Origin of the sequence: Pseudoalteromonas sp. T1lg122, from assembly GCF_002964825.1 — a bacterium.
GTDB classification, from domain to species: Bacteria; Pseudomonadota; Gammaproteobacteria; order Enterobacterales; family Alteromonadaceae; genus Pseudoalteromonas; species Pseudoalteromonas gelatinilytica.
In genome coordinates, this window is the sequence record NZ_PQCG01000001.1 from 868,736 (window position 1) to 895,267 (window position 26,532).

A 26,532-nucleotide genomic window follows, 5' to 3' on the forward strand; every position below is an offset into this window, starting at 1 on the left:
TTCTTTTAACGATTGAATGTTAAGGCCTTAGCGGCCTGTTTGTGCGGGGTCACTTGTTGCCCATCAAAGACACACTCACCATTTACAAAGGTATGTGTTATTCGGTGTGAAAAAGTGGTGCCATTGAAAGGAGTCCATTGGCATAAGTAATGTGTGTTTGTATGCTCAACGTGCTTTTCTGCATTTGGGTCAACCAGGACTAAATCAGCAAAATAACCTTCTCTGATAAACCCCCGCTCTTCGATAGCAAATCGCTTTGCCACGTTATGCGCTGTTTTTTCAACGACTTGCTCAAGGCTCAACGCACCACGTTTTACCTGCTCAAGTAACGACAGTAGTGCATGCTCGACTAATGGGAGCCCAGCAGGTGCAGCGCTGTATTGTTGCTGTTTTTCTTGCCAAGTATGAGGGGCATGATCGGTAGCAATAATATCAATGCGACCATCGCGTACTGCTGAGAGTAGCGCTTGGCGGTCTTGCTCTGATTTTATGGCAGGGTTACATTTAATTTGATTGCCATAGTTTGCGTAATCATCTTGGTTAAACCATAAATGATGCACGCAAGCTTCGGCAGTTATGTGCTTTTGCTCTATGGGTGCGTTACTAAATAGCTCTAGCTCTTTTGCTGTTGTAAGGTGTAAAACATGTAACTGTGAGCCATAGCGTTTTGCCAGCGATACGGCATACGATGATGATGCATAACACGCTAACTCATCGCGAATAAATGGGTGATGTTCGATACGTAACTCACCATAGCGCTTTGCTAAACGGCGCTGATTTTGTTGAATAACTTCGCCTTGCTCACAATGGGTGGCAATGAGTACTGGGCTTTCCCGAAAAATGGCCTCTAGAGCATGAGGGTGCTCAACCAGTAAATCGCCTGTTGATGCCCCCATAAACACTTTAACACCACATACACTTTTGGCATCAAGGGCTTTAATTTCATTGAAGTTGTCTGGGGTTGCGCCAAAATAAAACGCATAATTCGCAGCGCTCGTTTGCGCCGCTATCGCGTATTTATCTGCAAGTGCTTTTGCCGTGGTAGTCGGTGGTGAAACATTGGGCATTTCCATAAAACTTGTAATGCCACCAGCCACTGCGGCGGCGGATTCACTGGCGATCGTACCTTTGTGGGTTAAACCTGGCTCTCTAAAATGTACTTGATCGTCGATCATGCCTGGTAATAGCAACAGGCCGCTTGCATCAATTACCTTATCATTGGCCTTAGCGCTGATATCTGCAGCAATTTCAGCGATTCGATCACCAACAATTCTTACATCATTTAATGCGCGCTGCCCTTCATTAACAACGCAGGCGTGTTTGATTATGATAGCCATATGACTCCTTGCTTATTCAGCAACATTTGCAACTTATCGTAAAAAAATGCACTCCATGGCAAGATTGATTGCAGACTGAATTGTTACAATATAACATACCACAAAGTTTTTATTTGGACACTGTTATGAGTCAAAAAGATCAATTGGGTCGGGCTATTTAAGCTGTAAAGTTATAAGTGGCTTTCCGATCTTAGAGAATTTTAACGGCTTATCGCAGCCAATAATCACCTTATCGCAACGTATGAGGTCAATTGTAATAAGACACAGTATGCTGGGCTCATTGATCACATGGTGATACCTGCCTCATATAAGTGCTTTTTTAGCATCTTTTTGTAATCCGTTTTAACCGCTATGCAAATTAAGAGCTTATAAAACGTATATGCAAGGTTATATCGACACAATTTAATTTTAAAAATGACAAGAGAAAAACTATGAAACACCTAATCGCAACCGCGATCAGTTCTGCGCTGTTACTTACAGCCTGTTCAGAACCGCAAACAACAACATCAACGCCTAAATCAGAGCAATCAGCACCTGTTGCTGCAAATGAGCAAGCTAACCCACTGTTTGTGAAAAGCGTATTACAATACGAAACGCCTGATTTCAGTGCGATTAAAGATGAACATTTCATGCCGGCATTTAATAAAGGCATGTCTGAGCAAATGGCTGAAGTGCAAGCTATTATCAACAATCCAGCAAAGCCTGATTTTGCCAATACGATTGTTGCGCTCGAGAAAAGTGGTGAGCTATTAACACGCACACGCAGTATTTTTTATAATCTAGCGGGTACGGATTCAAATCCGGCACGTCGTGAATTACAAAAAGAGTTAGCGCCAAAACTAGCGGCTCATAGCGACAACATTTTCTTAAATAAAGCACTTTTTGAGAAAGTAGCGGCTATTCACAGCGAAGCTGACAGCCTTGCCTTAACTGCTGAAGAAAAGCGTTTATTAGACGTTTACTACAAACGTTTTGTGCGTGCTGGTGCAAAATTAAGTGCAGAGCAAAAACAACAAATTCGTGATATCAATACAAAGCACTCGAGCTTAACAACTCAGTTCTCACAAAACTTATTAGCGCTTACTAAAACAAATGTTGTTTTAGTGGATGACAAAGCAGAGCTTGAGGGCTTACCAGCAGGTCAAATTGAGCAGCTTGCCAATGCCGCTGCAGAAGCAGGTCACCCTGGTAAATACCTAATTAAGATCACAAACACCACGCGTCAGCCTATTCTGGCAACACTGAAAAACCGTGATTTACGTGAAAAAGTATGGCGTGCATCGGCTGAGCGTGCATTATCGGGCGAAAATAGTAACCGTGATATCGTGGCAGAACTTGCTCAGTTACGTGCTCAAAAAGCGAAACTATTAGGTTACGACAGCTGGGCTGATTTTGGTTTAGAGTCGCAAATGGCGAAAAAACCACAAGCTGTGTTTGATATGTTTGCAAGCATGATCCCTGCATTAATGCAGAACGTAAACGCAGAAGCGGCGGCTATTCAAGCTAAGATTGATGAGTCAGGTGAGCAGTTCAAATTACAGCCATGGGATTGGTTATTCTACGCAGAGCAAGTGCGTAAAGATAAATACAACCTTGACGAAAATGCAGTGAAAGAATATTTCGAGTTCAACCGCGTTTTAGAAGACGGCGTATTCTTCACCATGAACCGTTTATACGGCATCACCTTTAAACCACGTAACGATATTCCGGTTTACCACCCTGATGTAAAAGCCTATGAGTTATTTGATGAAAATGGAAAGAGCTTAGCCATTTTCTTTGCTGACTACTTTGCGCGTGAAGGTAAGCGTGGCGGTGCATGGATGAGCTCATTCGTTAAACAATCTGGCCTTAAAGAACAAAAGCCAGTTGTCGTAAACGTTATGAACATTCAAAAAGGCGCGAATGGCGAACCTACGCTTATCAGCTACGATGAAGCAACAACGATTTTCCACGAGCTAGGTCATGGCTTACACGGCATGTTCTCAAACGTGAAGTACCCGACTCTATCTGGCACCTCAGTATCACGTGACTTCGTTGAGTTCCCATCAACTTTTGAAGAAGATTGGGCAATGTACCCTGAAGTTATCGCTAACTATGCAAAACACCATAAAACTGGCGAGCCAATTCCTGATGAGCTACTGAAAAAAGTAATTCAATCACGTAGCTTCAACCAAGGTTTTGATACCCTAGAGTACGTTGCAGCTGCATTACTTGATATGGAGTGGCATTCACTTTCTGCTGATGCACCATTACAAGACATTGAAAAGTTTGAGCAACAAGCGCTTGCAAAACATGGTGTTGATGTACCATTTGTACCACCTCGCTATAAGTCAGCCTTCTTCTCGCACTCAATGGGCGGCGGTTACTCAGCGGGTTACTATGCTTACATGTGGAGTGAAATCTTAGCGGCAGACGCCTTTGCATATGTTCAAGAGCAAGGTGGTTTAACTCGCGAAATGGGTGAAAAATACCGTAAAGAAATTTTAGAAGTGGGTAACTCACGTGACTTAATGGAATCGTTCAAAGCATTCCGAGGTCAAGAGCCAGACACGTCAGCGTTATTAAAACGCCGCGGCCTAAAAGCAACAGTTCAATAGCTTACCTTAAGCTTTAAGTTCTGAGCTCTAAGCTGTAAGTCAGAAATGTGGGGTTATCGAGTGTTGATAACCCCACAACGATAGTAAAAGGAGCTGTCAGCCTTCAGCTATCAGCCGTCAGACGCGCGAAACAAGTTTCACGCCTACGTCAGGCGCTAGGTACTAGGCTCTAGGACGCGATATAAAATCGCTGCGACCTCCTATCTCGCATCTCGCATCTCGTACCTCGCATCTCGAAACTCGCTAACTTAAGCCATTCCCGGCTAAAGCCAGTCCTACGCGGGAAACATCAGGCGCTAGGTACTAGGCTCTAGGACGCGATATAAAATCGCTGCTACCTCGCATCTTGCATCTCGTATCTCGAAACTCGCTAACTTAAACCATTCCCGGCTAAAGCCAGTCCTACGCGGGAAACATCAGGCGCTAGGTACTAGGCTCTAGGACGCGATATAAAATCGCTGCTACCTCGTATCTCGCATCTCGTACCTTTCCCCTCGTACCTTTCCCCTCGTATCTTTCCCCTCGTATCTTTCCCCTCGCTAACTTTACTCTCGCTAACTTTACTCTCGCTAACTTTACTCTCGCTAACTTTCCCCTCGCTAACTTTCCCCTCGCTAACTTTCCCCTCGCTAACTTTCCCCTCGCTAACTTAAAAACAAAAAAGCCCTTGCAGCGAGCTGCAAGGGCTTTGTTATCACTATTTAAAAGTCTTATTTACGTTTACGGCGACGGCCGATAAGCGCTAGTGGTGCAAGTAGTAGTGTTAAGAAACCAAAGCTACCATTGCTAGATTTAGTTACTTTCTTTTCTTCTACTGGCTCAGCTTCGTTAGTTACAGCAACTGTGAACTGCTCAGATACAGAGTCTGTACCATCGCTCACTGTTACTTCAAATACTAACTCGTCATCGCTTGAGATAGCACCTGGCGTGAAGCCTAGAGTTGCAGTGTCAGAACCTGTAAGTGTTGCTGTTGTGCCGCTTAGTTGCGTCCAGGTGTAGCTTAGCGTGTCATCACTGTTACGGTCTGACGCTGTTGCCGTTAAAGTGCCTGAAGCAGACTCAGAAACAGACGCATCACCCGATACAGACACTAATGGAAGTGCGTTATCACATGCTAATGCATCACCTGCAATTACATTTGAGAAGATTGGTGATGTTACATTGCTAACAGTTACGTTATCAATCCACCAGCCGAACTCACGTACTGCACTATCTGATGACATACGGAAACGTAATTTTGCACGGTTACCGTTTAGTTCAGTACCGAAACGAATTGTTTCGTAGTTACCGTAAGCACCGCTGCCATCCACATTGTTACCTGTGAAAGTATCGCGATCTTGTAGTGCTTGCGCGTCGTTTTCGATTAACGGGCCATCGTAACCAACATCAAATGTACCGCCCATTTCAGTAACATCAACCCAGTTACCGCCGTTTACGCTGATCTCTACAACACCACCATCCCATTCGTTTTCGATTAGGTAGAAGTGCCAGAATGAAACTTCAAAGTCACCCGCAAAACCGATATCAAACTCTCTTGACTCAACTGCAACATCAGACTGGAAGTCATTGTTGTTTAGGTACATTGTTTGCTCGCCAAGACCAAAGCCAAAGCTGTTAAAGAAGTTGATATTACCGCCCGTTGCCATGCTTTGTGTGCCAACTGCTAAGTCGTCACCTGTCATTACGTTTTCTTTCCAATCACGTAATGATGCACCTGCTACTTCCATATCGTCAGCAGTTTGTGAGCTCACTGGTGCTTTATCTTCAAAGTCCATGTTCACAAGGTAAGATACTGTATCGCTTGTAGCTTCAACAATTTCATCATCTGCAGACAGCTCTGGGAATGACACTTCAATTTCAAGTGTATCAGCAGTGCCTGCATCATTTAGTGTAAACGTGATAGGCGCGCTTGTTTGCGAAGCATACGGATTTGTATCGTCGAATGTGATTAAACCATCATTTTCGAATGTTACATCGTGACCGCTAACAACTGTTAACTGTGCTTGTGTACCCGTTAGTACTTCACTACCGGTGTTCATGATGCTAACAGTTAATGTACCTGTTTCGCCTTTATCTAGCACGTTATCGTTTGAACAATAACCTAATTCAGCACCGTTGTAGTTTGCATTCATTGCCACATCTTTGAATGTGAAGCTAGCAAGTTTCATTTTGTCTGATTCAACAACGCCTGTTAAATCTTCACTGAAACGCTCTGGCGCTTTAGCACCTAAGCCCATACCACGCTTAGCGAATGCACCTAAGATTAGTTTGTAATCTTCAGGGTCAACTGCGTACGCTGCAGCTAAGATAGCATCACGTGCTTCAGTATATAGCGGAGCAACAGGAGTTAGCTTGTAACCAGCAACTAAGTAGTTAGCCATGCGGTTTTGCGCATCTTCAAAGCCGTGCTCGTTAATAAGTGCTACATAGCTTTCCCAAAGCATAGTTGCCCAAATTTCACCTGCTGCGTGTGGTGAAGCAACACTTGTTGGTGCAATACCTACATCAGCACCTGCATCTTCGGTAATATGACGGAAAGACAGCGGGTTTACTTCCATATTTGTTGAATATGGAACACGACGAATACCATAGTAGAAATCTTCTACGAAAGTACCGCTACCGTATGCTTTTTGGAACTTGTCGTTACCTGCGATGTTGATGTCATCAGCTTTAGCAATAAACATAAGAGAGTGGAAATCACCCCAACCTTCGCCCATCGCACGGCCTTGGAAGTTGATAAGACCTGATGAGTTACCCACTAAACGGTTACTGATATAGTGACCCCATTCGTGAGCAATAATACCGTTATCTAGCGTACCGTCTTTTAACGTTGCTTTATTGAACATGTTCACAGTTACAGTGTCGCCTGCAGCGATACCATCGTAAAGTGCGTGGCCGTCAGCATAGTTCAGACCCATGTTAGGAATGATAACTGCATCGTCTTCACCGCCCATTGGCGCTGGTTCATCTGTATCAGGGTTGTTGTTTACAACGATAGCACCAATTGCACCCGCTTCTTGAGCGTGTAGTACTTTTGCTGTGAAGTTACAAGAACCACGATCGACTAGCGCAATTTTGCCAGCCAGTTCTGCTGCATTTGTTGCAGGTTCACAACCGTCTGTTACGCTACCAGAATCAACGTTATTACCATCAACTAAACGAACAACTTCGCCTGCGATATCAGCAAATTGCATTTGACCAAAGCCAGATACTTTTGATGATTCAAGAAGACCAATCGTTGCGTCAGATGTAACAACCACACCGTAATCAACGCCAACTTTTGCGTCTTTTGAGTTGTATAGATACATTTGCATGCGAGGGCTTGCACCGTCAGCAGGCGTAGACATGTTTGCGTTGTTTAAACCACTATTATCTTGCGCTTGCGCTTCGATTGGGTCGCCTTCTACACCACCACGACCGTAGTTAGATACCTGCGCAACATTTGATGTTTCATCAAAACCATGGTCATAGAAGAAATCGTGTAAGAAGTTGTTCATATAGAACAAGTTTACGATTGCAGCTTTACGGTTATCGTAGCTGTTTGCTACTTGATCAACTTGGTAAGGATAATCGAATGTGAAATCTGATGTAGTTTCAGCAGTGAAGTCACCTTCTGTGTAACCTTGAGGTGCAATTACATCAGCATAAGCAAATACGTTGTTACCTGATGTTGTTGTTGCATCGTCTGCAAGCCACGGATCCATCGTGCTTAATTTTTTGTAGTAAGACAGGCTTACAAGTGGCGCATCTAGGATTTCAGTTTCATCAACTTGATCTGGGCCATCAGCTGGGATCACATCGCCGTGTGGACCTTCCCACGGGTAACCATCTTCGTCAGCCCATACACGGTAGTTAAAGTCTGCCGCGTGTGCTTTTAAGTCTTTCTTGAAATAAACTTTGCTATTTTGCGCGCCGATAACGTAGCTGAAGTAATCGCTTTCTAAGCTGTTTTTATCAGCAACTTCTACTTCAACATAGTATGCAGATTGCAGCTCGCCCGCTACTTCAAAGAACACTTTCTTAGCACGAGGCTGACCTAATACAACTTTGTCACCGTTTTGGTTAGACACAGTGTATTTAACATAGTCACCTTGTTCTGTTGACTTAGTTAGTGACACGTCGATTTCAGCAAGTTCTTTAATTGCACGTTTAATGCTTTGCTCTGCACCTACAAATTCAGCAAGCGGTGCGAACGACTGCGTTGCATTTGAACTTGTGTTAGCAAAATAGCCAGAACCTGCAACTAGGTTATATTCTTTGTCCATGATCAGGTTGTATTCACGGTTGAATACTTCAATGTCATGTACTTTTTGCTTATATTTAGCAGTGATTGAACCAAGCTTTTGCTCAGATAAATCCGTTAATACTGCGTTTGAGACGCCTTTTTTAGCGGTGCTAACACCCGTTAAGGCATTTAAATAAAAATCTGCAGCATAGGCATTGCGTTGCTCAGGAAGCACCATCGCCATATCAGGTTTAGCTTGACCAACTGCATTCCATAAGAACGTAGCTTTACCTAACTGCTCATCGAAAATTGATTTGTGACCCGATACAGTTCTGCGCTCAGCTAATGCACGTTGCTGAGATACTTGAGGGTTGAATTGCACTTGAGAGCTAACGCTTGAGGCATTATAGAAGCGAGTTTGTTCACTAGCTTGCACTTGAGATGATGCCAAGATAGCCGTTACCATAGTAGCAACAGCTGTTACTTTGAATTGAGACATTCCTTACGTTCCCTATTGTTATATTTTTATTTTCGGTTAACAATCATAACCAAGTCCAATGTACCCAATACAGCAATTAAAAAATAGAATTAATTGTAAACAAAAGTAACAGACAAACAGGATTAAAATGAAGCAAACAATTAAGATACAAGCACTTACACTAGTATTGGTACTAGTATCAGGCTGTCAAAAAAATGAAATAAGCGAGCAAGATACAGTACAACAGCCAACAACCAGTTCACAAAAAGAACAAATTTCAGTTAAAGATGTTAAAAAAGCAGTCGAAATCAACAAACAAAAATCGACGAATGCTTTTAGTAATAATGGTGAAAAAATTACCTTTGATGCACCTACTTTAACCAAAGGCACAGAAGTCTTTAATCACGCAATGCAAGAGCGCGGCATCGCCACTGGGGCAATTTACTTAACGCTAAAAGAAAACAGCTTACCAGTAGAGCTTAGCAGCCAATATACGCTGAAAAAAATGACCAACAAAAGCTATCGCTACCTTGCTGAAAAAGACACTGATTTATTAAAAGTACAAAACGCTTTTAAACAAAATGCCAATGTCGATGTTGTTGAAATTAAAGTTGATTATTCACCGATAAAAGAGGTGATGTAAGTTGGGTAGAGCGCAGCGAAACCCAACGTGAAGAAGCTGTCAGCCTGTAGCAGCGGGTTTACCCCGCGTCATCATGCGCTAGGCTCTAGGTTCTAGGACGCGATGTAAAATCGCTGCTACCTCGTACCTCGAACCTCGCTATCTTTACTCTTTCCCCTTGTAACTCGCTAACTTACTACTCCACCACAAAATCAAAATAGGTGGCGGGGTATGCTTGCGGTTGGTAAGTAAAATGCCACCATTCCATTGAATAAGGGGCGAAACCGGCCTCTGTCATCAGGGTCTTCAGTTTATATCGATTGGCTTTTTGCTCAGCACTAATGCGCGGGTCGTCGGTGTTCGAAAGAGTGTCGAACATATCAAAGGGTGAGCCCATGTCGAGCTCTTTGCCTTTCGCATCTACTAAGGTTAAATCAATCGTTGAGCCACGGCTGTGACCCGACTTGGCGGCGATGTAATCACCAAGCAGCTTGTCTTTGCTTAAGTTTGGATAAAACTCAGCTTTTGTGCGGGTATCTTCTAAATCGTTAACCCAACGCACAAAGTGATCTACGGCGCGCTGCGGGCGATAACAATCAAATATTTTTAAGCTCAGGCCTTGGGTTTGCGCTGCTATTTGCACATTTTTAAGCGCAGCGGCAGCACTGTTGTGCAATAAACATTTAGGTGCGTTGTAACCATCAACAGGTTTGCCAACAAAGTTATGATGACCAAAATAACGGATATCTAACACGGCATTCGATAGTAAAGCACCTACATCAACAAATTCGCTACGTTTATCATCGCTTGGGTTGGCATAAGCAGTACTTGCACTCATAAGCGCAATACCTAACAAAGAAGTGGATTTAGTTAAACGAGCCAAAAAAGTGAATGCCATTTTGATTTCCATAAATAACTTAATAGCATCCACTATTGCACATTAAATAACTTATTCCAAGATTGAAGGCTCAGAAACTGGAGCAAGGTCTTGGCTGTATGTGGCATCGACAACTGAGCGGTTACGACCGGTTTTTTTAGCTTGATATAAAGCTTGGTCAGCAAGCTTAAATACTTCATCAATGCTTAATTGCTCAATTGGCCAGCCCGAAATACCAATTGATACATTAATGCAGCCAACCGGGTCAATGTAGCTTTCTGACACCCGCATACGCAAACGCTCAGCCAGCTGATACGCACGTTTTGCTTCAACTCTTGGCATAATCACAATGAATTCTTCACCACCTGTACGAGCAACCACATCACTATCGCGCGTAACATCTAACAAAATTTTAGCTAACGACTGTAGAACCACATCACCAATGTCATGACCGAACTCGTCGTTAACCCGTTTAAAGTGATCGATGTCGATAGCCAATACAGCAAAAGGGCAACGTTGAGCTATCAAATGGCTAATTTGCATATCGAGGCTACGGCGATTATGCAGGCAAGTGAGGGGATCAGTTTGCGCTTCTTGGCGCAATAGCCCTATTTTACTTTGTAATAACCCTACCCCTTTTAACATGGCTTTTCTGAGTTCATTACTTTCAAAGTACCATGAGCGAATTTGTGTCAGCTCAAGTGACGTTGAAGGGCGATCTAAAGTATTTGCAGTTTCGGCTAACTGCCTTAAAGGCTGAGCAATTAAACGTGCTAACACCCAAATCAATATAAATGTGAGTACACCTATTGGGGCGGTTTTTACAAACACTTGCCACATTAAATTATCAAGCGGTGCAAGCGTGCTTTCTAGAGGGCGCTGAGTGACGACTCCCCATGGAGCAACTGTCATAGGAGCGTAGCCTGCAAGCATCTCAACGCCTTTGCTATTGGTAACAAGCTGGGTGCCGGCGTTTCCTTTTAGTACTTCTTCAATTACTTGGTTATCAAACACTTGCTCACCAATACGGCTTTTATCTGGGTGATAGAGTAAGCGATGGTTTTCATCAACCACATACAGATAAGAGCCATCTTGATAATAATGAACTTGCAGCAATTCATTTAAAATACTGGCACGTTTTAAGTACAAAGTGCCGCCAATATAACCAATGAAGTTACTTTGTTTATCGAATAAAGGCTGCGACATAAAAATCAGTAAATTGCCTGCCATCGAAATGTACGGCTCGCTGATCATTGGAGTACGATACGACAAAGCCGCTTTAGTGCCAAAGCTATCTACTTTACGGTTTTGTAGTTTCAATGACTTTGGTGATACCCCTAAAATATCGCCTTGTGCATTAACAATAATGGTCGAATTAAAACTATTGGTTTGTAGCCTTAGTCGGTCAGCCTCAGAATTAATTAAGCCTTGATTATTAAAATCGTCTTCAAGTATTTTTCCAACATAAGCAAGCTGTTGCTGAGCAGTCAGTAAAAAGTTATCGGTCGCCGACACCAACTTAGCGGCGTATGCTTTATGGTTATTTAGGGTTTTATCTATTAGTTGTTGCTTCTGAACTTGATAGCTCGAGTAATAACTATTTAGAAAGGTAATAAGCGTTGTAGAAAACGCTAACACTAAAATTAAGCGGCGTAGGTTTAAACCATGGCTAAGACTATTAAGCACGATATTTCTCACATATAGGCCCAAAGTCCATATCGGGTACATCTAATACCTTTATACTAGCAAGATGTTCTATGTACCTCTATAGAACTTTTGTCATAATTTGATTTAGCGCAAACAAATGAGTGCAATTACTCTAATTAATTAAAGTAACTCTGTTTAAAACTTCAGCTACCAAGCGCTCGTTGAATATGAACAACATCAAAGTCACTTACCAACAACCTTCGCGGTTTAACATATTGAATTTAATGAACTATAAACTTAAGACAGTTAAAAGAACGGCTAATACGTACGATTTATATTGTTCAAAAAGCAGCTTGCTTTGATGTAATAATTTATTACACTATAAAAACAAAATAACAATAAAGTTTTCCTATGCGTCACCACTGTGCTGAAATCATCAATAAACTCCCTTCACATCGCCTCATGGCGTTAGATGTAATGCGGGGCTTGACTATTACCGCCATGATATTAGTGAATAACCCGGGTAGCTGGGGAGCGATGTATTGGCCTTTGAAACATGCACAGTGGCATGGTTGGACACCAACCGACTTAATTTTTCCGTTTTTTATTTTTATTGTCGGCATGTCTATCACGCTTTCAGTAAATAGCTTGCGTGCTAAAGGGGTCAGTGATCAACACATACTAAAAGCAGGGGTTATTCGTACCATTAAACTCATTGCCCTCGGTTGGTTTTTAGCCTTGTTTTATTACAACTTTCGAGACCCTTCTTTTAGCTGGGTTGATGACAAATTATTGCAGCTGCGTGTGTTGGGCGTGCTGCAACGTATCGGTTTGGTGTATTTAATTGCTCTGTGTTGTTATCTCTATTTATCGCCTAAGAAAATAGCCATTACTTGCATCGCTCTTTTAGTGTTTTATGGCGCTGCCATGCTTTATATCCCCTATACCTTGCCAAATGGCGAGGTAGTCAGTGGCTTATGGTTACATGGCAATAACTTAAGTGCCTTCATAGACAATGCCGTATTTGGTAGTCATCACCTGTATTACGCCAATGCTAAGCCACTGCCATTTGACCCTGAAGGGCTGTTCTCAACACTGCCTGCCATTGCAAGTGCACTTAGCGGCATATTGGCTGCGGTTTATTTAACTAAGCAACCCGAGCTTAAAAAACAAGCCCGTACACTTATCTTAGTGGGCACATTAGCTGTTATTGCCGGCTATGCGATTGCATCAATAACGCCTATCAATAAAGCCTTATGGACGCCGAGCTATGTGCTACTCAGCTCAGGGCTGGCAGCGATTTTCTATGCGCTGTGCAGTGCTATTTTAGATATTTATAAGCTGCGTAGTTGGGGCGCTCCTTTTATTGTATTTGGTGCAAATGCGATATTATTTTTTATGTTTGCAGGCGTGTTCGCACGGCTATTAATTATAATCCCGCTCGGCGATAGCAGTTTAAAAGGCAGTATTTATGGCCTAATACAATTAGTGATCAGCAATGATTACCTCGCTTCTTTTAGCTTTTCACTGCTGTTTTTAGTGGTGTCTTATGGGGTGATGTACAGCTGCTACCGGAAAGGCATTTTTTGGAAAGTGTAAGCTTTAAAATAGATGAGCCAGTCAATCACTGGCTCATCAAATTAGCAATTACGCCCTGTTATATTGCATGGCTTTGTTTATCGAGCAGATACAAAATTGATTGATAACTAATGCCACTGTGCTCAGTTAAACCAATTTCGCAACTGCGGCTATTAGACACACCCCGACTACAGTTTTTTGGTACTTGTTGTTTAAGGGTTTTTAACGCGTTGCTATTGAGTTCTGGTAAGTTAAAGCCCTTATCACCAGCAAAACCACAGCACTCAATATCAGCTGGAATAATCACTTCATTACTACATGCCTTGGCAAGTGATACTAGGCTTTGCTCTTTACCTAATCGCTTAGAACTACAAGTAACATGGAGCATCACCGGCTCATTTACGGGCGTGACTTGCAAATTAGGCAGTAAATGCTGCGCTGCAAAATCAGCACTTTCATAAATTGTGAGTGCCGTATTTTGCGCGGCATTAAGAGTAGTAAGTGCACAAGGGCTGGCATCAAAAACAATGGGGTATTGACCATTATTTGAAAGCACCTCGAGATCAGTAAGTAACTGCTCACTTTTGTTTTTAAACTCTTCATTAAAGCCTTTGCTAGCAAATGGCATACCGCAACAAAGTGAATCTGCTTGTTTCGGAAGTAGCACTTCATAGCCTGCTTTGGCAGCGAGTGAATAAATAACATCTAGCAGTGGGCGCTTATCATCGGCAAGTTTATCAGCCGCAAAAATCCGGCTTGCGCAGCTTGGCATATACACCAACTTTTTCGCTTGTTGGGGTTGTTGAAGCTTTCTATTAATTGGTTGCTCAGCTCTTGGCCATGCCGAGTAATACAGCGGTGTACCAAGCAACTTATTAGCAGGTTTACTCAGGCTTCTTAGGTTACTGCTGCCGATTGCTTTTTCGAGCACCTGCATCACGGTTAAACCAAATCGTGCACCCGTTGCAACAACCGCAAAATGCTTGCTGGCAAAGCGTGATAATGACCGTGCAACTTTGTTTGATAAGGCTTGCTCTGCTCTGAGCGATTTTATAAATTCGCCCGTGTTTATTCCCACCGGGCATTTAAGACCGCAAAGACCCGTTGCCGCGCACGTATCAATTCCAAGGTATTTAAAGTCGGCCTCGATAACACTGAGCTTTTGATTTAACTTCTGTTTGCTTGCTACATCATCGGTTGTTAGCAATTGATTGTGTAGCTCTGTGCGGTGTCGCCATAAAGTAATACGCTGCCTCGGTGTTAAGCTAAGTCCTTTTGATGGGCAAACAACTTCGCAAAAGCCACATTCAATACAGGTATCGATAATATCATCACTTTTTGGCATGACTTTTAAATGCTGAGTGTGGGCATTTTTGTCGTGATTAATAATAACCCCAGGGTTAAGAATATTTTGTTTATCAAATAGTGCTTTAAGCGCAACCATCACCGCGAAGCCATCGTCTCCCCATTCAGTAGCAACAAACGGTGCCATGTTACGCCCAGTGCCATGCTCAGCTTTTAATGACCCTTTTAGTTCAACCGCCACTAAGTTCGCCACATCGGCCATAAATAGCTCGTATCGGCTTACTTGCTCTGGTGTGTCAAAAGCTTGGGTGAATACAAAGTGTAGATTTCCGGCAAGGGCATGGCCAAAAATAATGGCTTCATCATAACCATATTTAATAAATAATTGATGCAGCGCATTCACGCCATCAGCTAATTTATCAAGGGCAAAGGCAACATCTTCAATTATCACAGTAGTGCCGGTTTCGCGCACTGCGCCAACCGCAGGAAACGTACCTTTACGGATATTCCAAAGTGCCGCATTACGGGCGCTGTCTGCTGAAAACTCAATCGCTGCCAGTTGGCTTTGCTTAAACTCGGCAAGAAGTTGCTCAGTGCTCTTAGTGAGCGCATCGAGAGCCTGTGCATTTTCAGCTCTTAACTCAATTAACAGTGCCGCTGATTGCTCCGGATAACTAGCCACCTCTTTTGGCATGATGGCATGCTCGGACACCGAGATCAGAGCACGTTTATCTAGTAGCTCAACAGCAGCAACATCAAGCTCACTCAGCCTTTGTACCAGCTCACACACCTTGCTGATATCGTCAAAAATAAAGAAACCTGTGTGTTTGTACTTATGCTCAACCACAGTGTGGTAGGTGATATCGGCGATAAAGGCTAACGTACCTTCAGAGCCAATAATGAGGTGCTTGATGATTTCGATTGGATCAGAAAAATCCAGCAGCGCGTTTAGACCATAGCCTGTGGTATTTTTTAAACGATATTTATGGGCGATGCGCTCACTCAAATCAGGGTTTTGCTTTATGCTATCAACTAGGCTCATTAGCTCATCAACCCATGGGCTATGGCTTTGCAAAAAGGCATTACAGCTTTGCTATCAGCCGTATTAAGCACTGTGCCATCGGCAAAAATGAGGGTCATATCTTTTACTGTGTGGTAGCTGTTTTGCGCCACTCCACAACACATGCCCGATGAATTATTTGCCGCCATCCCCGCTATTTTACAGCTATTAATTGAAGCGGGATCAGGGCCAATTTTTTTACCAAACGGGGCTAATACTTGATTTACTCGAGCACCGATGATTGCCGGTTGTAACCGTATTGCCTCGGCGTCATCAAGGATTTCAAACTTGCTCCAACTATCGCAAAGTAAAACCAATACAGAGTCGGTAATTGCTTGCCCAGATAAACTCGTTCCGGCGGCGCGAAATGTGATGGGTACGTGTTGCTCGTTGGCAGCAATGATCACTTGCCGTGCTTGATTTTGATTGCTCACTAATACAATTAACTCAGGAATTAATCGATAAAAGCTGGCGTCTGTCCCGTACGCATAACGGCGTGAGTAATCTTCTATTAATGCAGACTCTGGTAAAAAAGGTTTAATTTGCTGTTTAAATGCGTGCAATCGAGTTAAAGCCATCTCGCCCCCAGGCTTGTCATATTTACGCTGATGATTATGGAATATATTATTACTTTAAATTGTACTAAAAAGCGACCCATTAAATTGATAAATTATCAACTTGCCACGCTTTTCATCAGTATAAAGGTTTGGTTATTTAAGCTTATTAGCCCTATTTGGTGATCTAACTTAGCTTTTTGCAGTCGGACTCAAAAACCGTTAGGGTAGCAAAAAATACTGTATTTATATTTAAAAACCCATTAACATCAAGAATAATTTATTCTAAAAACTAAATAAGCGTTTTGCTTTGGAGCTTGCTGTGTTAAATAAGTTTGCACTATCGTCACTGGTTATCGGATTAGGATGTTTCATGCCATTACAATCATCATTTGCTGAGTCTGCATTAACTTTAAAACAACAGTTAGGGCAAAAGCTCATGCTTGACCTACGTTATTACTGTGAGCAAGACCCGGGTGAGCAAAAATGCCGTACACCGGTGACAGAGCTGCCGGCTGATTTAGCAAATATCATCACTAAACATAACATTGGTGGGGTGATTTTATTTGCAGAAAATATCGATACCGTGCCGCAAGTGATCAAACTTAATAATGACTTACAAAAAGCCGCTGCTAAGTCAGAGTTAGGCTTACCGCTGTTTATTTCGATAGACCAAGAAGGTGGCCGAGTTGCCCGTATTCCTCGTGATGTAGGTACGTCGTTTACCGGTAACATGTCGATTGGTGCGACCTATAAAGAACATGGTACCCACTTCGCGACTGAGTCTGCCCGCATTATTGCCGACGAGCTATTGGCACTGGGTGTTAATGTTAACTATGCACCCACGGTTGATGTAAACATGAACCCAGATAACCCAGTTATTAATGTGCGCTCTTACGGTGAAGATCCGCAATTGGTTGCAAAACTAGGTGGTGCCCAAGTGGCAGGGTTTGAAAACAACGGCGTTATTTCATCGTTAAAGCACTTTCCGGGGCATGGCGATACTAATGTAGATAGCCACACAGGCCTGCCAAAAGTAATGCATGATAAAGAAACTATTTGGCAGCAAGATCTCCCCCCTTTTAAAGAAATTATTAAAAACCAACAACCGGGTATGATCATGACTGCGCATATCCAATACCCAGCCCTCGACGACAGCACGTTTGTCAGTAAAGAAGGCAAAACCATGATCAAACCTGCAACGATGTCGCGCAAAATCATCACCGACTTATTACGGGACGAACTTGGTTATCAAGGTGTGGTGATCACAGATGCTCTCGATATGGCGGGGATCAGCCACTTTTTTGAACCAATTGAAGCGGTAATAAATACCTTTGCAGCGGGTGTTGATATTGCCCTGATGCCAATCGAAATCAGAAGCCCTAAAGACTTAGCAGTACTTGAAGCCCTGATTGAGCGATTAGAGCAAGAAGTACATCGCGGCACGTTAAATGCCAACGAAATGAGTGTTTCTGCAACACGCATTTTAAAACTTAAAGAAAAGTTTAAACTCAGCTCTTCACTTGATGACGAAGCAGCCATCAAAAAAGCGCAGCTGTTACTGGGTGATCAAAGCCATAGAAAAGTAGAAGCCGAATTAGCATTGGCAGCTATCACCGAAGTGAAAAACGAGAAAAACACCCTACCGCTTAGCATTAAATCGGGCAGCAAAGTGCATATTATTATGCCAGACACCCGCAAATGCTATGCTCTGCAGCAGGCGTTAATTGATAACACCGATAAGCTAATCAGCTTTAGCTGTACGAGTTTGCAAGGTTATGAGCCGCTTGCAACATTAAAAGAAATTAACGAAGCCGACATAATTATTGCCGCTAATGCGTCTCCAAAACAAAGTGCTGTTGAAGTTGGCGGGATGGATGATTTAGCTGATAACCCTGAGTTTGCAATTGCTAAAGCCGACCAATCTGCGGCATTAGAATCATTGCTAAAACAAGCAAAATTAGCCCATAAAAAGACCGTTTTTGTAAGCTTACGTGCCCCTTACGATATTGCCCAATTCGGAAAATTTGGCGATGCTGTACTTGCCACCTATGCTTACAATATAGATGTAGATACAGATGAAAAGATTGCTGGCCCTGCATTTACAGCGCTAGCAAACGTTTTACTAGGGAAAGCCCCTGCTAAAGGGCAGCTGCCCGTTACTATTAATGACCTGAACTGAGTGTTATTGTAGCAACAATGGGCAAGTGTTAATTTCAAGGAGAGTCACATGCAAAAAAATGCATCTTTAACCACCCCAGCGGCTATTCGTAAAATGGTACGCGAGGGTGACTACACTGGCAATACATCGGGCTTTGCACCGGGCTTTGTGCAAGCTAATTTAGTGATTTTACCTAAACAATACGCGTTTGATTTTTTGCAGTTTAGCCAAGCAAACCCGAAAGCTTGCCCAATCATTGCAACTAGTCGCATACCGGGCGTTACCGATATGCCAACGGTTGGTGAAGACATTGATATTCGTAGCGACTTACCTCGTTACCGCATCTTTAAACATGGCCAAATGGTTGAAGAAGTGACTGATATTTCGAGTCACTGGCGCGACGATTTAGTCACCTTTTTAATTGGTTGCTCGTTCTCATTTGAAGAAGCGCTGATTGCCGCGGGTCTTGAGATCAGAAACATCAGCGAGCAAAAAAATGTGCCTATGTATGTGACCAATATGGCTTGTCAGAGTGCGGGGATTTTCCATGCCAATATGGTTGTGAGTATGCGCCCAATGAAACCTGCCGATGCCATTCGCGCAATCCAAATTTGCAGCCGTTTTCCAAGTGTACATGGTGCGCCAGTGCATTTTGGCGATCCGGCTGCAATTGGCATTAAAGATATCAACAAACCTGAGTTTGGTGATGCGGTGACCATTAAAGAAGGCGAAGTACCGGTATTTTGGGCCTGCGGTGTTACTCCACAAGTTGCGATTGCTAACGCGGCTCCTGATTTTTGTATCACGCATAGCCCAGGACACATGCTGATCACCGATATTCCAAATAGTAAAATGGCAGCGTTATAAATGACGATGAAACTAAACTGCGACCTTGGCGAAAGCTTTGGTATGTGGAAAATGGGCTTAGACGAGCAAGTTATGCCACATATTGATATGGCAAATATTGCTTGTGGCTTTCATGCTGGCGATGCCGATGTGATGGCAAACACCCTAGCCCTCGCCAAGCAGCATAAAGTAATGGTTGGCGCGCACCCTAGTTACCCAGATAAGCAAGGCTTTGGTCGCCGCTCAATGGCTATGAGCGAAAAAGAGCTGACCAATTGCCTGCATTATCAAATTGCTGCAATTGATGGTATGGCTGCAGTACATGGTTTAACGCTCGAATACGTTAAGCCACATGGTGCATTGTATAACGACATGATGAGTGACGAGCAAACGCTGAATATCGTTATGCGTGCAGTGGCAAGTTATGCAAAGCCATTAAAATTAATGATTTTAGCGACCAACCAAGCTGCCAAACACAAAGTACAAGCAAACGATCTTCAACTAGAACTCATTTTAGAAGCATTTGCCGACCGTCAATACACAGACGAAGGTAAGCTTGTTGCACGTTCTTTAGCGGGCAGCGTACACGACAAAGCGGCACTAATGGCGCAAGTTAAACAGTTAGTTGCACATGGCACAGTCACTACACGAAGTGGTGAGCAGCTGGCACTTAATGCCGATAGCCTGTGTGTACATGGCGATAATGAAGCGGGTATTGCGCTCATTCAAGAGATCAAAGCACTATGTCAGCAAGCCTAAGCGACGCTGCGCTCAGCCAACAAATTGAAACCATGATGGTTGAACAAAACCCGCGTGGAATGCAGCATTTATACGCAAAACAACTTACGGGTACATATTTACGCGCAGCAAAACACCTTCATCAAGCACAAGGTACTGTGTTGATAGGTACAGGCTTTGCGGTTAACAATACTTTCGAAACCGACGGCCCTGTTGGTGCAATTGCACTTTACAAGGTACTCGAAAAGCTTGATAAACAGCCCATTTTGGTTACTGGCAACCCCCTTTACAGTGCCTTGAAAAATGACTTTAACTGTTTTGAGCTGCCAATTAATAGCATTGATAATGCGCACACTTTTAGCATTAAAGCCCTTGAGCAGCTAAAACCTGATTGTGTTTTATCAATAGAACGCCCGGGGCTTAACGAGCATCAGCGTTATTATAATATGCGCGGTATTGATATTTCGGAGCATTGCGGCTGCTTTGATTTTTTTGTAACAGAAGCACCTTGCCCCACCATAGCGATTGGTGATGGCGGTAACGAAATAGGCATGGGTAACCTTGCACAGCATATGCAAGCGCTAAACATCACTCCTTGTTTAACTCCTTGCGATGAGCTGTTACTCGCCGATGTATCTAACTGGGCAGCATACGGACTTATTGCCTTTTTAAGTCGCTGGCATAACACCGATTTGCTGGCTGATATTGAGCCACTCAACATTTTGCATTACCTAAGTGAGCGCGGTAGTGTCGATGGCGTCACCCATAAAAATGAGCTCACCGAAGACGGCCTGCATGCAATGCATGGTCAACAATTAATAACTCGGCTTCGCCAACTTGGCGGCTTTACGACAGAGAATGAGGTTTAACAATGGGCACGGTATACCTAAACGGTGAATACCTTGGCGCTGATGAAGCAAAGATTTCACCAATGGATCGCGGCTTCTTATTTGGCGATGGCATCTACGAAGTGATCCCATCATACCAAGGCAAAATGCTTGGCTTTGGCGCACATATTGAACGTATGAATAACGGTTTAAACGAGCTTGAAATTAAGCTCGATTACAGTGCCGATACGTGGCGTAAAATCTGTAATGATTTATGCGAGAAAAACCAAGGTGATAACCTAGGGATATATTTACACGTGAGCCGCGGCGCTGATACTAAACGTGCCCACGGTTACCCAACTAATATTACCCCGACCGTATTTGCGTTTGCGTTTGAAATTCCAGCAGAGCCAAAAAGTGATATAGATAGCGCAACAACTTACACTGTATCACTTGAACAAGACCGTCGCTGGCAACGTTGCCATATTAAATCAACGGCACTGCTTGGCAACGTGATCCATTACCAGCACGGTGCAGCAGCGGGTAACAAAGAAACTATTTTATTTAACCGCTTAGAAGAAATTACCGAAGCCAGTTCAAGTAATGTGTTTATTGTAAAAGAGGGTGTGATCAGCACGCCACCACTTGATAACCAAATTTTACCGGGGATCACCCGCTGGTTAATCCTCAATATTCTTCACAGTTACAGTGACTTTAACGTGCAAGAGCGCGTTATTAGTAAAGAAGAATTACTTGATGCCGACGAAGTATGGATCACCAGCGCCACTAAAGAAGTTGGCCCAGTTGTAAAAGTAAATGGCAAGTTAGTTGGCGATGGTAAGCCTGGTGCAGTTTGGCAACAAGTGCAAAGCTTGTTTACCAAGCATAAGTTTGATTACTAATTTAATTGCAGTTTAAAACAAACGCCTACTTAAAGTAGGCGTTTTTGTTTTCGCTGTTATTTAGTACTTATTTTATCAAATGGCCAAGCTTGCAATAGGCCATCACTGGTTTCTGAATATAGTTGCTTACCATCGTAAGCCACACTCAGAACCGACGTTCGCTGGCGCTGTTGTTTAGCTTCGTATTCAGCGATTAGTTCACCATCTGCAACACGGTATAAACGCATCTTCATTTTTGGTGAGCCCGTTAATAACCATTTATCTTGATTAACAAATTGCGATGCGGTGAACTCAATAAAGTTAGAGTATGAGGCCAGCTCAGCAAGTTCTTTTTTATTGGCTAAATCAAAGAATACACGATCATCAACCGAGTCAATTGCGAAGCCCAAGCTTGCTGTTTTATTTAAAGTAACGTGATTCACTCTGGTCGCTAAACGCTCTTCAAAACGAGTGCTGCCATCGCTCGTTGACCAAAGCTTTACGTACTTGTCGCTTGAGCCGGTAAACGCCCACTGCCCATCAGCCGATAACGCCACGCTATTAATATCTAAACGATGAATATCAAAACGCTTAGTATCACCTGTACGGGTATTTATCACCTCAGCCTTGCCGCTACGATAAGCGATAACCAACGTATCGCCTACGGCTGATATAGCGATGTCTCTGGCGATTTCTTGCCCGGTGAGCCAAGTACCAATACTACGCCCAGTGCGAGTATCGTATAAAGTCACCGATAATCGATTTGAAATGAAAAAACGAGATTTGTTAGCGCTAAAGCCTGCAAGCTCAACATGTTCAGCGCCCTGCCCTGTTATACAATCGTATAAGCGCGCTTTTAACTGATTATCCCAAACGCACACCTCAGATTGGGTTGCCACTAACGCGTGACTCGCATCCTCGGTTAGCGCCGTAGCACTTAGTAGCTCATTGCCATGGGCAAATTCACTACTAGCAGGCGCAGTAAACACCTCACCTCCACCACATCCCACAAGGCTTAGTGCAAATACACAGTACAGAGGTTTAAACAGTTTCGACGTCATGATCATTCTCAATTTTTATAATTATTTTTGTATTGGAGCAGTGTAATGAAAATAAGCGGAAGTTGGTAGAGAATCTAGCTGTCAGCTTTCAGCCGTCGGCCATCAGGTTGAGATGCGAGGTGCGAGATGCGAGATGCGAGGAGAGAAGTAGGAGGTGCTTTAGCGCCGAATTTGCAAAAGGTGCGTACGAGTTAAAAAACTAGACGTGAAATTTATTTCGCGTGAAGCGCTGGCAGTTGTGCGATGCAGCGGCGCGCCATGCGAGCATGGCGCCTACTCAAAACGATTATTGGTCTGTTCTGCTCACGATTTCGTAGCCTTCAGCTTCATAATCATTGATGCATTTTTGAAATTTATTTTGAAGTTTTATTTCATCAAAAAAGCCTAGTGAGTATGCATCACACTTTACTTTCATATGTTCACTGTTTTCCAAAACCGCATTTAGTTTGAGCTCAGCAAAACCAAATTTATAGGCTAATTCTGTGAACTGTGAATACAGAACCAAAAGCAGTACAGCAAGAAGGGTAAGCGTTAGCGTATTTTTCATTTTTATTTCCTTTAAAAGTGTTGGTAAAAAGACTGGAGCAATTATCGAACCAACAATATAACCTCATATAAATCAATACAATAAAGTATTCACGCAAAAGCATAGTTGATATTTCCACCAATAAATAGTGAAAAAGACAACTATTTCCTAAAATAAATACAACTTTGGAGTGATGAGTGTTTTTTAGGTGCGAGGGCCGAGAAGCGAAGTACGAGAAACGAGATGCGAAATGCGAGGGACGAGATGCGAAGTATGAGATTCGAGGTGCGAAATGCGAGGTAGGGGGTGCTTTAGCACCGAAAAACAGCTGCCTCATCACAGCTTAAGATTACCCCACAATTTTTGTAGGCGTGAAATTTATTTCGCGCGAAGAGCCGGTAGTTATGCGATGTTACTGGCATGCCATGTAAGCGTAGCGCAAAGTAAAGTTAAGAGTTACGCGGCATAAAGCTACATAAGCTAGACCCTGTTTCCTAGAGCCTAGCGCCTGTTAACTTTACTCTTTCTAACTTTCCCCTTGCTAACTTTCTTTACCCATGCGTAAAACAAAACACATTAAGTTTGTTACCGTCTAAGTCTCTAAAGTATCCCGCATAAAAGCCGGGCATTTCACGTGGACCGGGGGCGCCTTCGTCTGTGCCACCTAATTCTATGGCTTTTTTATAAAAGGCGTCTACTTGAGCTGGGGTTTCGACTGCCAGAGCAATCATGGTGCCGTTACCTACAGTGGCTTTTTCATCGTTATAAGGTTTGGTAACCGCAAAACCGGGCTTATCTTGGCCTGTGCTCCATGCCACAAAGCGGTCAGTTTCTAAAAAGCGCTCTGCGTTTAGAGTGGCGAACAATTCATCGTAATACTTTACTGCTTTAGCTAGGTTGTTAGTGCCTAACATTATGTAACCTATCATTGTGTGCTCCTTACGTTTAAAAGTGTCTGTACTCAACATAAAAGGGAAATGACCATCTGTCTATTGATTTCTCCATTCATCGCAATGGACTATATTTCTGATGGTTGTTACTTTATAACAGGTTAACACGCCCTAATTTCTGCTCACTAACAAGGAAATATAATGAAGTTTAAAACGTCTTTAGCACTGCTTGCAGCAGCCAGCTTTTACAGCCATGCAGGAGCTAGCAATACCTTTCAACTTGAAAATGTTTTTGATCTTGAATACGCCAACCAAATAGAAATGACAAAAAATGGCGATACAATTTACTTTGTGCGTAATCGCATGGATATCAAAAGCGACCGTAAAGTCAGTAATATTTGGTCAGTAAACCCAGATGGTAAAACCATGCTACCGCTAACGTCTGGCGTGCATATGGATTACTCTCCGGTGTTGTCACCCGATGAAACTCGTTTAGCGTTTATTTCTACCCGAGATGGTAGCAGCCAAATCTATGTAAAATGGTTAAAAACCGGTAACGTAGCAAAAATTAGTAACCTTACGCAAAGCCCTGGCGGATTAACTTGGACACCAGATGGCAAACAATTGGTGTTTAGCCAGTTTGTGCCAGCAAAATCAGCAAGCCCAGTGTCTTTACCGGGTAAGCCAGAAGGCGCTAAGTGGGCAGAGCCAGCTAAATATATTGACGATACCTATTATCGTGCCGATGGCGGTGGCTACTCTGAAAAAGGCTATCATCACTTTTTTATCATCAGTGCAACGGGCGGCAATGCACGTCAATTAAGCGCTGGTGATTTTGATCATGGTGGTGCTATTAGCTTTAACGAACAAGGCGATGCGTTTTATTTCTCGGCTAATCGTCATGAAGACAATGAATTACACCCAACTGAATCTGAAATCTATAAACTTAGCTTAGCGGATCGTTCAATTACCCAAATAACAGACCGTAAAGGCCCAGATTCACGCCCTAAAGTCTCGCCAAATGGTCGTTATCTGGCATACACAGGCTACGACGACAAAAAGACTAACTATGAAAATAACGACATTTATTTACTTGATTTGAAATCAGGTAAAACCTCAGTGCTCACTGCCGATTTAGATCGTAGTGTCGAAGATATAAAATGGGATGATAGCGGTAGCGGCCTTTATTTTAGCTACGATAGTGAAGGTAAAACACACCTAGCTTACCAGCCGCGTAGTGGTAAACATAAGGTGATTACCTCAGAGATTGGGAGTGTTGCCTTTGGTCGCCCATATTCAGGTGGTGACTTTGATATTAGCGAAGATGGTGAAGTTGCATTCACACTTGCAGATACACAGCGTCCAGCTGATGTAGCATTAATTAAACGTGGTAAAACGGCGCGTTTAACACAATTAAACGAAGATGCGCTGGGCGACAAAGAACTGGCTAAGGTTGAAGAAATTTGGGTTAAATCAAGCCACGATGGCTTGGCTATTCAAGGTTGGATTGCTTACCCGCCGGGCTTTGATAAAAACAAAAAGTACCCACTTGTTTTAGAAATCCACGGCGGTCCTGTTGCAAACTACGGCCCTCACTTTAGCCCTGAAGTGCAATTATACGCAGCCAAAGGGAATGTTGTGCTGTATATGAACCCGCGCGGCAGTGACTCGTACGGCAAAGAATTTGCGCAAACAATTCATCATAACTACCCTAGTAATGACTTTGATGACCTAATGACAGGTGTTGATGCTGTCATCAATAAGGGCTTTATTGATGAGAGTAAGTTGTTTGTTACCGGCGGTTCAGGTGGCGGTGTTTTAACTGCATGGATTGTGGGTCATACAGACCGCTTTGCAGCAGCTGTTGTTGCTAAACCAGTTATCAATTGGATCAGCTTTGTACTAACTGCTGACTTCTACCCTTTCTTTGCTGACTATTGGTTCCCAGGTAAACCATGGGACAATATTGAGCATTATATGAAGCGCTCTCCAATTAGCTATGTGGGCAATGTAAAAACACCCACTATGCTGTTAACCGGCGAATCAGACTATCGCACCCCTATTTCTGAAACCGAGCAATTTTACCAAGCGTTAAAGCTACAAGGTGTTGATACAGCGATGGTACGTATTCCTAATGCCTCACATGGTATTACCGCTCGCCCATCAAACCTAATGACCAAAGTCGCTTATATTCAATGGTGGTTTGATAAGCATAGTAAGTAGTTGCGAGTTGCAAGTTAGCAAGTTAGCAAGTTAGCAAGTTAGCAAGTTAGCAAGTTAGCAAGTTAGCAAGTTAGCAAGTTAGCAAGTTAGCAAGTTAGC

General features: G+C 43.1%; 18 protein-coding genes. 9 read left to right on the top strand and 9 right to left on the bottom strand.

Annotated features, from left to right (window positions below; translation table 11 throughout):
* Nucleotides 1–5: 5 nt before the first annotated feature.
* A complete protein-coding gene (locus tag C2M33_RS03910; protein ID WP_105173771.1) occupies nucleotides 6–1,337 on the bottom strand; it encodes a dihydroorotase in 1,332 nt (443 codons plus the stop codon).
* A 431-nt stretch (nucleotides 1,338–1,768) separates the two neighbouring features.
* On the opposite strand from C2M33_RS03910, the gene C2M33_RS03915 reads away from it, so the two are divergent.
* Entirely contained in the window at nucleotides 1,769–3,934 is a 2,166-nt protein-coding gene (locus C2M33_RS03915; protein ID WP_062565417.1) for a M3 family metallopeptidase, read from the top strand.
* Between the two features lie 710 nt (nucleotides 3,935–4,644).
* Here C2M33_RS03915 and C2M33_RS03920 read toward each other — a convergent pair.
* Nucleotides 4,645–8,658: a rhombosortase-dependent M36 family metallopeptidase gene (locus C2M33_RS03920; protein WP_105173772.1), complete on the bottom strand. Its 4,014-nt coding sequence runs from the start codon at nucleotides 8,656–8,658 to the stop codon at nucleotides 4,645–4,647.
* Nucleotides 8,659–8,785: 127 nt separating this feature from the next.
* Here C2M33_RS03920 and C2M33_RS03925 point away from each other — a divergent pair, with 127 nt between their 5' ends.
* Complete coding sequence (locus C2M33_RS03925) at nucleotides 8,786–9,280, top strand: hypothetical protein (RefSeq protein ID WP_105173773.1); 495 nt, start codon at nucleotides 8,786–8,788, stop codon at nucleotides 9,278–9,280.
* A 175-nt stretch (nucleotides 9,281–9,455) separates the two neighbouring features.
* Here C2M33_RS03925 and C2M33_RS03930 read toward each other — a convergent pair whose 3' ends face one another.
* Entirely contained in the window at nucleotides 9,456–10,157 is a 702-nt protein-coding gene (locus C2M33_RS03930; protein ID WP_105173774.1) for a M15 family metallopeptidase, read from the bottom strand.
* 51 nt (nucleotides 10,158–10,208) lie between these two features.
* The gene (locus C2M33_RS03935) at nucleotides 10,209–11,822 is read right to left on the bottom strand and encodes a sensor domain-containing diguanylate cyclase (protein ID WP_233999095.1); all 1,614 of its coding nucleotides are present in this window, start codon (nucleotides 11,820–11,822) and stop codon (nucleotides 10,209–10,211) included.
* A gap of 372 nt (nucleotides 11,823–12,194) precedes the next feature.
* Here C2M33_RS03935 and C2M33_RS03940 point away from each other — a divergent pair, with 372 nt between their 5' ends.
* Nucleotides 12,195–13,382, top strand: coding sequence for an acyltransferase family protein (locus C2M33_RS03940; RefSeq protein ID WP_105173776.1), 1,188 nt, complete (start codon nucleotides 12,195–12,197; stop codon nucleotides 13,380–13,382).
* A 58-nt stretch (nucleotides 13,383–13,440) separates the two neighbouring features.
* Here the strand turns inward: C2M33_RS03940 and C2M33_RS03945 are convergent, their stop codons facing one another.
* Both C2M33_RS03945 and C2M33_RS21455 read right to left on the bottom strand, forming a co-directional pair.
* A complete protein-coding gene (locus C2M33_RS03945; protein ID WP_325050827.1) occupies nucleotides 13,441–15,741 on the bottom strand; it encodes an FAD-binding and (Fe-S)-binding domain-containing protein in 2,301 nt (766 codons plus the stop codon).
* Nucleotides 15,708–16,304: an FAD-binding oxidoreductase gene (locus C2M33_RS21455; protein WP_325050828.1), complete on the bottom strand. Its 597-nt coding sequence runs from the start codon at nucleotides 16,302–16,304 to the stop codon at nucleotides 15,708–15,710. The genes C2M33_RS03945 and C2M33_RS21455 overlap by 34 nt, the downstream gene beginning before the upstream one ends.
* Nucleotides 16,305–16,653: 349 nt before the next feature.
* Between C2M33_RS21455 and C2M33_RS03950 the strand changes: the two genes are divergently transcribed.
* The 5 genes from C2M33_RS03950 to C2M33_RS03970 are packed head-to-tail and all read left to right on the top strand — an operon-like array spanning nucleotide 16,654 to nucleotide 21,754.
* Complete coding sequence (locus C2M33_RS03950) at nucleotides 16,654–18,462, top strand: glycoside hydrolase family 3 protein (protein WP_105173777.1); 1,809 nt, start codon at nucleotides 16,654–16,656, stop codon at nucleotides 18,460–18,462.
* 48 nt (nucleotides 18,463–18,510) lie between these two features.
* Nucleotides 18,511–19,308, top strand: a complete 798-nt coding sequence (locus C2M33_RS03955; protein WP_054563164.1) for a putative hydro-lyase — start codon at nucleotides 18,511–18,513, stop codon at nucleotides 19,306–19,308.
* Nucleotides 19,309–19,314: 6 nt separating this feature from the next.
* Nucleotides 19,315–20,046, top strand: coding sequence for a 5-oxoprolinase subunit PxpA (locus C2M33_RS03960; RefSeq protein WP_105173808.1), 732 nt, complete (start codon nucleotides 19,315–19,317; stop codon nucleotides 20,044–20,046).
* On the top strand, nucleotides 20,031–20,894 hold the full coding sequence (locus C2M33_RS03965) for a glutamate cyclase domain-containing protein (protein WP_105173778.1): 864 nt from the start codon (nucleotides 20,031–20,033) through the stop codon (nucleotides 20,892–20,894). The genes C2M33_RS03960 and C2M33_RS03965 overlap by 16 nt, the downstream gene beginning before the upstream one ends.
* 2 nt (nucleotides 20,895–20,896) lie before the next feature.
* A complete protein-coding gene (locus C2M33_RS03970; RefSeq protein WP_105173779.1) occupies nucleotides 20,897–21,754 on the top strand; it encodes an aminotransferase class IV in 858 nt (285 codons plus the stop codon).
* Between the two features lie 56 nt (nucleotides 21,755–21,810).
* On the opposite strand, the gene C2M33_RS03975 is transcribed toward C2M33_RS03970, so the two are convergent.
* The 3 genes from C2M33_RS03975 to C2M33_RS03985 all read right to left on the bottom strand — a co-directional run bounded on the left by C2M33_RS03975 (nucleotide 21,811) and on the right by C2M33_RS03985 (nucleotide 24,249).
* On the bottom strand, nucleotides 21,811–22,794 hold the full coding sequence (locus C2M33_RS03975) for a hypothetical protein (protein ID WP_158685559.1): 984 nt from the start codon (nucleotides 22,792–22,794) through the stop codon (nucleotides 21,811–21,813).
* A 286-nt stretch (nucleotides 22,795–23,080) separates the two neighbouring features.
* A complete protein-coding gene (locus tag C2M33_RS03980) occupies nucleotides 23,081–23,341 on the bottom strand; it encodes a hypothetical protein (RefSeq protein ID WP_054553385.1) in 261 nt (86 codons plus the stop codon).
* A 530-nt stretch (nucleotides 23,342–23,871) separates the two neighbouring features.
* Complete coding sequence (locus C2M33_RS03985; protein ID WP_054563159.1) at nucleotides 23,872–24,249, bottom strand: VOC family protein; 378 nt, start codon at nucleotides 24,247–24,249, stop codon at nucleotides 23,872–23,874.
* Nucleotides 24,250–24,411: 162 nt separating this feature from the next.
* On the opposite strand from C2M33_RS03985, the gene C2M33_RS03990 reads away from it, so the two are divergent.
* Nucleotides 24,412–26,433, top strand: coding sequence for a S9 family peptidase (locus tag C2M33_RS03990; protein ID WP_105173781.1), 2,022 nt, complete (start codon nucleotides 24,412–24,414; stop codon nucleotides 26,431–26,433).
* Nucleotides 26,434–26,532 lie beyond the last annotated feature (99 nt).